The organism is Streptomyces mesophilus (genome assembly GCF_011044995.1).
Taxonomy (GTDB): domain Bacteria; phylum Actinomycetota; class Actinomycetes; order Streptomycetales; family Streptomycetaceae; genus Streptomyces; species Streptomyces mesophilus.
The window spans coordinates 1-8234 of sequence record NZ_JAAKZW010000308.1; the positions used below are offsets into that span (position 1 = coordinate 1).

General features: G+C 72.3%; 5 protein-coding genes, 1 tRNA gene and 2 pseudogenes. 3 read left to right on the forward strand and 5 right to left on the reverse strand.

Going from position 1 to position 8234, the window contains the following annotated elements:
- The 3 genes and pseudogenes from G6045_RS41775 to G6045_RS37480 form a co-directional block, all read left to right on the forward strand.
- Positions 1 to 336, forward strand: a pseudogene (locus G6045_RS41775) (hypothetical protein); the annotation flags it as partial.
- Positions 333 to 968 (forward strand): response regulator transcription factor, encoded by a 636-nt coding sequence (locus G6045_RS37475; protein ID WP_165336709.1) that lies wholly within the window; start codon positions 333 to 335, stop codon positions 966 to 968. The pseudogene G6045_RS41775 and the gene G6045_RS37475, both read left to right, overlap by 4 nt.
- A 35-nt stretch (positions 969 to 1003) precedes the next feature.
- Positions 1004 to 1079: transfer RNA gene (locus G6045_RS37480), tRNA-Gly, on the forward strand.
- 48 nt (positions 1080 to 1127) lie between these two features.
- Here G6045_RS37480 and G6045_RS37485 read toward each other — a convergent pair.
- The 5 genes and pseudogenes from G6045_RS37485 to G6045_RS41780 form a co-directional block, all read right to left on the reverse strand.
- Entirely contained in the window at positions 1128 to 2033 is a 906-nt protein-coding gene (locus G6045_RS37485) for a phosphoribosylaminoimidazolesuccinocarboxamide synthase (RefSeq protein ID WP_165336710.1), read from the reverse strand.
- Between the two features lie 288 nt (positions 2034 to 2321).
- Entirely contained in the window at positions 2322 to 3824 is a 1503-nt protein-coding gene (locus G6045_RS37490; RefSeq protein WP_328708049.1) for a N,N-dimethylformamidase beta subunit family domain-containing protein, read from the reverse strand.
- 302 nt (positions 3825 to 4126) lie between these two features.
- On the reverse strand, positions 4127 to 6280 hold the full coding sequence (locus G6045_RS37500; protein WP_165336712.1) for a hypothetical protein: 2154 nt from the start codon (positions 6278 to 6280) through the stop codon (positions 4127 to 4129).
- A 293-nt stretch (positions 6281 to 6573) separates the two neighbouring features.
- On the reverse strand, positions 6574 to 7824 hold the full coding sequence (purD, locus tag G6045_RS37505) for a phosphoribosylamine--glycine ligase (RefSeq protein ID WP_165336713.1): 1251 nt from the start codon (positions 7822 to 7824) through the stop codon (positions 6574 to 6576).
- Positions 7825 to 7916: 92 nt separating this feature from the next.
- A pseudogene (locus G6045_RS41780) lies at positions 7917 to 8234 on the reverse strand (DNA polymerase III subunit gamma and tau); the annotation flags it as partial.

The window sequence follows — 8234 nt, forward strand, 5'->3', positions numbered from 1 at the left end:
GGGAGGGCTGTGCTCACGGTCGACAACGACGGTGCGGGAACAGACCCCGCCCTCCCGGGGGCCGAGCCCCTTAGAGGCTATCGGGACCCACTGACAACGCCGGGCCCCGGCGGTTCCGGCCTCGCGGGACTGCGGGAGCGGCTCGCGGCGCTCGGCGGCCGCCTCGAGGCGGGGCCGGCCGGAGACGGAATGTTCGAGCTGGTGGCCGAGGTGCCGCTGGGGGTGCCCGAACCCGCATCTGCTTCCCGTACGGCTTCCCGTACGGCCTCGAAATCCGCTTCCCGTACGACCACAGAATCCGCTCCCCGTACGAACGAGAACGAGGCCGCCCGATGACCGAGCCCGCTTCCGCGGATGTGCCGTCCCTGAGAATCCTGCTCGCCGACGACGAGCACCTGATCCGCGGGGCGCTGGCCGCACTGCTCGCGCTCGAGGACGATCTGACCGTCGTCGCGGAGGCGGCCTCCGGGCCCGAGGCGCTCGCCATGGCGCTCGCGCACCGGCCGGACGTCGCCGTGCTCGATCTGCAGATGCCGGGCGCGGACGGTGTGAGCGTGGCCACATCGCTGCGGCGTGAACTCCCGTCCTGCCAGACCATGATCGTGACGAGTCATGGGCGGCCCGGGCATCTGAAGCGGGCGCTCGAAGCGGGTGTACGGGGGTTCGTGCCGAAGACCGTGAGTGCGCAGCGGCTCGCCGAGATCATCCGTACCGTGCATGCCGGAAACCGTTATGTGGACCCGGAGTTGGCGGCCGACGCCATCTCCTCCGGGGACTCGCCGCTGACCGCGCGCGAGGCGGAGGTTCTCGAGCTGGCGGCGGACGGTGCGCCGGTGTCGGAGATTGCCGAACGGGCGGCGCTGTCGCCGGGGACCGTGCGGAACTATCTCTCCGCGGCCGTCTCGAAACTCGGGGTCGAGAACCGTCATGCGGCGGTGCGCCTCGCGCGCGAGCGCGGTTGGGTATAGTGGTCTCCGCACTACGGCGAAAGCCCACCGTGCGTGCGAACGTAGCTCAGTTGGTAGAGCGCAACCTTGCCAAGGTTGAGGTCGCGAGTTCGAACCTCGTCGTTCGCTCCATAAGCAGAAGGCCCCCGGTTCTCACCGGGGGCCTTTCGCGTACGCGGATTACCAGCTCGTCCCCGTGAGGAGTTCGTACGCCTCGATGTAGCGCGAGCGGGTGCGCTCGACGATCTCGGGCGACAGCGGCGGGGGCGGGTTCTCGCCCTGCGGGCCCTGGCGGACCCAGCCGGCCTCGTCGGACTTCAGCCAGTTCCGGATGATCTGCTTGTCGAAGGACGGCTGGGTCTGCCCCGGCTGCCACTGGTCCGCCGGCCAGAAGCGCGAGGAGTCCGGGGTGAGGACCTCGTCCGCGATGACCAGCGTCTCGCCCTCGTAGCCGAACTCGAACTTGGTGTCCGCGAGGATGATGCCCCGGTCACGGGCGATGTCCCGGGCGCGGCCGTAGACGGCCAGGGTCGTCTGGCGCAGCTGGGCTGCGGTCTCGGCGCCGACTTCGCGGGCCACTTCCTCGTAACTCACGTTCTCGTCGTGCTCGCCGACCGCGGCCTTCATCGCGGGCGTGAAGATCGGGGCGGGCAGCTCCGAGCCGTCGACCAGGCCCTCGGGCAGGGCGAGGCCGCAGACCGTGCGGCTCTGCTCGTACTCGACGAGGCCGGAGCCCGTGAGATAGCCGCGCGCGACGCACTCGACCGGGACCATCGCCAGGGACTTGCAGATCAGGACCCGGCCCGCCCAGTCCGCCGGCGCACCGGCCGGGACCTCGGTGGACAGGACATGGTGCGGGACGAGGTCCGCGAGCTGGTCGAACCACCACAGGGACAGCTGCGTGAGGATGCGGCCCTTGTCGGGGATCTCCGTGGGCAGCACCCAGTCCATCGCGGAGGTGCGGTTGCTGGCGACCATCACGAGGTCGCCCGCTTCGTTCTGGTACAGGTCGCGCACCTTGCCGGTGTGCAGGTGCACCAGGCCCGGCACCTCGATCGGCTCGGGCTTTTCTACGAATCCGGGCATGGTTCCTCCCCGTCGTTTCGGCCAGCGGTCCGATTCTCGCCTATCGCGAAGGTGCCGCTGACCAGGGGTGGGGCACGCGGCGGTCCGCGCGCCTCGGTGGGCTGCTCAGGTGGCGGCCTCGGTGGGCTGCCTTGGTGGGCGGCCATGGTCGGCTGCCCTGGGTGGCTGCCTCGGTCGGCCGCCTTGGCTGACGGCCTCGGTCGGCTGCCCTGGGTGGCTGCCTCGGTCGGCCGCCTTGGCTGACGGCCTCGGTCGGCTGCCTCGGGTGGCTGCCGCAGGTCGGCTGCCTCAGTCGCGCTTGCAGATGCGGTCGAGCAGATTGGCGGTCGCCCGCTGGATACGGGTGTCCACATGGCCGGGCCGGTCCAGCGCCGGTGACCACGCGAAGGTCCCGGACGCGAAGACCAGCGCGCCGGACGGCGCCCGGTACAGGGACGTCTCCTGGTGGCGCTTGGCCCCCTCGCCGTCCCGGTACGGGGAGTGCGCGAGCAGGATGCGGCCCTGGTGCTCGGGCAGCGGGGTGCGCGGGTAGTAGCGGTCGGCCTCGCCCGCGACCAGGTCCTCGATCTCGTCCCCTTCATGCGCACCGGTCGCGTCCCACAGCCAGTGGTCCGCATTGCGTACGACGAGGGGCGACGGCTCGGGGACCCGGCCCGCGTACTGGATGCCCATCAACTGCTGTTCCGCGCGGTCCACTTCACGCCAGAGCGCGGGCCTGCCGGGGCCGCGGCGCTTGCGGCAGGTGAGCAGACGGTCGGGGACGCCGGAGGGCGAGGGGCTCAACTCCACTTGCCAGTACATGGTGTTGGCGGAGAGGAAGACGAGCGAGGTGCCGCCGTCACGGGCCTGCTCCGTGGTGCGGCGCATCGGCACCGACCAGTACTCGTCGTGGCCCGGGAAGACCAGGCCCCGGTAGCGGGTCGGATCGACGCGTCCCGCGTGCAGATCGCGCGTATCGGCGTACGCGAGGTCATAGCCGTAGCGCTCGGCCCAGCGGATGAAGTCGTAGGCGTGGCCCACGTGGAGCGGCAGTCCCGCGCCCGCGTACGGGCGGTCGAAGGAGACCGTGATGGCGGCGTCGCTCTCGCCGAGCAGCGAGCCCTGTTCGTCCCAGGCGTGGTAGAGGCTGGCGCCCGTACGGCCGTCCTCCGGGTAGAGGTTGTACGCCTGCCAGGTCACGTCCGGGAGCAGGAGCAGCAGATCCGCCGGGCGGTCGTCGCGGACCGTGAACGGGATGTGCGAGCGGTATCCGTCGGCGGTGGTCAGGACTGCCACGTACGCGCCCGTGTTCCAGTAACTCGGGATCTGCAGCCGCCAGGAGAGCCACCAGTGATGGCAGGAGACCGTGCGGTCGGCGGCCAGCGGGGGCGGCTGGACGATGCCGGAGAGCCGTGGGCTCGTGGTGATCTTCGAGGCGCCGTCGCCGCCGTAGTGCCCGATCCGGTAGATGTCGACGCCGAACTGCTGCGGCGGGTCCACGGTGATGTGGAAGTCGATGGACTCGCCGGGGGCGGCGGCACCCGTAGAGGTGAATCCCTTGACCTGCTGGTGCACATCGTCGGCCGTGCGCGGTCCCGTGGTGCTGCGGGGCGCGGGGATACGGGCGCCGGGGGCCGGGGCGTGGTCGATGTACCAGGGGACGACCTGGCCCGTGTCGTCGAAGTAGTGCTCGCTGCCGCGCAGCCAGGGCAGCGGGCCCTGGCCGAAGGGGTCGCTCACGGCGTGGGCGAGGGCGCCGGACTCCCAGCGCCTGATCGGCGTGCCCGCGCCGGGCGTTGCGTTTTTCGGCACTCTGCCGCCACCCATGCCGCTCCCCTCCCTCGTCCCCCGGGTCCTGCGTCTGCTGTGACCGGCCGCGATCGGTGCTCTTCGTGCTGATCGATCGGTGGCCGGCGGCTGCTGGAACGTGCGCCGAGCTGTGCCAGTCGGCGGTCGATCCCAGCACATCACATTAAGCACGCATCTCGTCACCGTTCGTTGTGGATTGACGTGAACGGAACGTGGGACTCCGGGTGAGCGGGGGCGGTTTGGGTGGCGGTGGTGGTGGTGACGGCGGTGGCTTCGGTGGCGGTTTGGGTGGCGGTGGCGGTGGCTCAGACCAGCCGCACCGGTTTCTCCGGTCGCACGCCGAGTCCCGCGAGCCAGCCGCGCAGGGGTTCGGGGTCGCCGTCCTCGACGAGGCTGAGCACCCGGGGGCTGAGGTCGGCGGCGCGTACGCCGTCGACGAGCAGGGTGGGGCCGTCGAGCCAGTCGAGTCCGGGGGCCGCGCCGGCGGTGTCGACGGCGGCGCAGCAGACCATCGCGGTGACGTGGTCGGCCAGCAACTCCCGGCCGGAGCGCGGTGGTTGCATCGGGAACAGCGGAAGCAGCGCGTCGTCCCAGGACGCGTCGTCCGTCACGGCCGGCTGAGGCGGGGTGCTCGGCGCGGTGCTCTCCTCGCGGGCCAGCTCCACGGTGAGTACGGCGGCCAGTTGCTCGCCCTGGGGGGCGAGGTGGGAGGGCTCTGTGGGGTCGTGGTCCGCGTCGAGGTCGGGGGCGGCCGGATCCAGATGCGTGAACTCGGGATCCACATGGCCGGTTCCAGGCGTGAGCTCCGAGTCGACCGGCCCCGTCGACGCCATCTCCGTACCCAAGTCGACCGGACCCGTGGACGCAACCTCAGCGCCCAAGTCGACCGAACTCGAACCCGTCGGCACACCCTCTGCGCCCAACTCCCCTTCGCCAGCGCCCTCTTCACAGTGCTCGGACGCCAGATGCTCCATCACCCGCGCCAGCGTGGGCGCCTGCGGGTCCATGTCCGGTGCCGTGGCCCGTCCCACGCCGAGGGAGTCGAGGGCCCGGTGCAGCCGGGCCGCGTCCATCCGCCACTTGCGGTCGACGACCTCCTCCGGATACTCCTGCCAGTCGACCGGCGCCCAGCCCGCACCCTGTTCGCCATGGAAGAGCCGGGCCGCGAGCAGCGAGGCCGCCTCGTCCACCGCGCCGGGCTCCTCGAGCAGATCGCACGCGGGCCGCTCGCCGAGCCGCGAGGCGAAGCCTTCGGCGAGGCGGTCGCGGCGGGACAGCTCGGTGAGCGCGGCGACCACTCCGGCGTCGAGCCGGGACGGCCAGCGGCCCATGCGCCAGGCGGGCAGCGCGACCTTGGTGAGCAGCCGGTCCCAGCCGGCGTACGCGAGGCCGACCTGCTCCTGGGCGACGATCCTGAGCCCGTAGTCCACGGTCTGCGCACGGTCGGCGGCGGCCGCCGCGACCCCCCGCTCCATCTCCGCCGCATGCCCGCGGCAGGCGCGGAGCATCAGCCGGCAGACAAAGCCGACCCCGGCGAGCACCAGGCGCCCGGCGGGCCCGCGCCCGGGCCGCTCCGCCACGGCGACGGCGGCGTCGAGGCCCCGTACGAAACGGCGGGCGGCGGCTATGTCGGGGTGGGCGGACGGCCCCGTACCGGCGACGACGGGGGCGAGCAGCGCCCGCAGCTCGGCGACGCGCATCCACCACAGGAAGGGCGAACCGATCACGAGGACCGGGGCGACCGGACGGGTCTCGGCCGCGTCGGCACGAGCGGCGACGGTGTCGCGTCCCCGTACGGCGGCGGAGTCCTGCCCCTGTACGGCCGCGCTCACCTCCCCCTGTACGGCCGCGCTCGCGTCCCCTCGTACCGCTGCCGCTTCATCCCCCCGCCGGTCCGAAAGACCGGGCGTGCCTGAGAGACCTGGCATGTCCGAATGACCGGTCCCCGTGCCCGCGAGACCGGGATCCGTGTCCCGAGGGCCACGGCGACCGCGTATGCCCGCGAGCACGCGCTGCACCAGGCCCGGGCGGGCCGGGGCGTGCGCCCGGTGGGTGCGGTCCTCGAGCCAGCTGTCGCAGTCCGGGGTGAGAGCTATCGCGGAGGGCGCGGGGACATCGAGCCGGTCGGCGAGCTCGCGCACCAGGCGGTAGAGGTCCGGGGCGGATTTCTCGGCGATCGGCACGGTGGGGCTGAGCGCAGGGCGCGAGCGCGCCACGAAGAGGGCGACGACGGTGGCGGCGAGCAGGACGACGACGGCGACGGCGCTCGAGATCCAGCGCGCGAGATCCCAACTCCCGCCACCCAGACGGCCCGTGACCCCGCCCGCGAGCAGCACCACGGCCACCGCCGCGGGCAGCAGCGCCACGGCGAGAGCCCTGCTGCGGATGCGCAGGACGGCGAGAGCGCGGGCACGTGCGCCGACTGCGCCCCGCTCACCACCTGTACCGGTTCCGGACACGGCCGGACGTCACCCCCTTCGTGCTGCGACGGCTCTGCTCACTCCCCCACTGTGGCACCCGCCACTGACATCGCAATGCCAGTGGGCTGTTTGGCTACGGGGCACCGGGAACGCTTGCGCCGCACCCTAGTTGGGGCCTCGGGGCCCGTCAGCCGGATGGGGGATCGGTCACTCGATGGAATGGCTTTGGGCAAAGGTGCATGACGAAACGGGACCGGATCTTGTGTCAGATCCGGCCCCGTGTTCGGTGCGCCATGGGCGTGCGCCCGGCGTACAGGAGGAGTGCGGTGGGGTCAGGCCCCCGCGGCCTTGGCGGCGATGTCGCTGCGGTGCTGGGAGCCGTCCAGACGGATCCGCGCGACGGCCCGGTAGGCGCGCTCGCGGGCCTCGGCCAGGTCCTTGCCGGTCGCGGTCACGGAGAGCACCCGGCCGCCCGCGCTGACCACGGCGTCCGCGTCGCGCTTCGTCCCGGCGTGCAGGACGTACGCATCGGGGGCATCCTGTGCGGCCACCTCGTCGAGGCCTTCGATGACGTCGCCGGTGCGCGGGGTGTCCGGGTAGTTGTGCGAGGCGATGACCACGGTGACGGCCGCGTCGTCGCGCCAGCGCAGCGGGGGCTCGGTGTCGAGGGTGCCGTTCGCGGCGTTGAGCAGGACGCCGGCGAGGGGGGTCTGGAGCCGGGCCAGGACGACCTGGGTCTCGGGGTCGCCGAAGCGCGCGTTGAACTCGATGACCCGTACGCCTCGGCTGGTGATCGCCAGACCCGCGTACAGGAGACCGGCGAAGGGCGTGCCGCGGCGGCGCAGCTCGTCGACCGTGGGCTGCAGGACGGTGGCCATGACCTCGTCGACCAGCTTGGGGTCGGCCCACGGCAGCGGCGAATAGGCGCCCATGCCGCCGGTGTTGGGGCCCTCGTCGTCGTCCAGGGCGCGCTTGAAGTCCTGGGCGGGCGTGAGCGGCAGGACGGTGACGCCGTCGGTGATCGCGAACAGCGAGACCTCGGGGCCGTCGAGGAACTCCTCGATGACCACGCGGTCGCAGGCCCGGGCGTGGGCGCGGGCCTTGTCGATGTCGTCGGTGACGACGACGCCCTTGCCGGCCGCGAGACCGTCGTCCTTCACCACATACGGGGCGCCGAAGGCGTCGAGCGCCTCGTCGATCTCCGCGTCGGTGGTGCAGACGTAGCTGCGCGCGGTGGGGACGCCGGCGCCGGCCATCACGTCCTTCGCGAAGGCCTTGGAGCCCTCCAGCTGGGCCGCTTCACCGGTCGGGCCGAAGCAGGGGATGCCCGCTTCCCGTACGGCGTCGGCGACTCCCGCGACGAGCGGGGCCTCCGGGCCGACCACGACCAGGTCGGCCGACAGCTCCTGGGCGAGCGCGGCGACCGCCGCTCCGTCCATGGCGTCGACCGGGTGCAGCTCGGCGACCTCGGCGATCCCGGCGTTGCCTGGCGCGCAGTGCAGAGCGGTCACGTCGGGGTCGAGGGACAGAGAGCGGCACAGGGCGTGTTCGCGGGCGCCGCCGCCGATGACAAGGACCTTCACGGTCGGAAGCCTAGCCGGTGGGGTCCGGTGTATTTGTACGAGCGGGGGCCCTTGGAGCTTGTGGGAAGGTCCGAAACTCGGCGGCTGCGGACCTACTCGTTCGCGATCTCTTCGATAACCGTGGCGCCCAGCTCGCGGACGATCAGGTCGTGACCGCTCAACGCGCTCTCGTCGAGGTCCGGGTCGTCCTCTCCCGGGATGTCGTCCTCGATGGAGACCGGCGGCGGCTCCTGGTCGTAGGAGCCCCGGTTGTTCTGGCTGTTCTGGCTCGGGCCGCCCTGCTGGCCCTGCTGGCCTTGGCTGTTCGCGCCCTGGTTGTACGAGCTTTGGTTGTACGAGGACGGGGCCGGCGCGGGCGTCGACTGCTGCGGAGCCGGGGCCGGCGCGGCGGGCGGGACCGACTCCTGGGG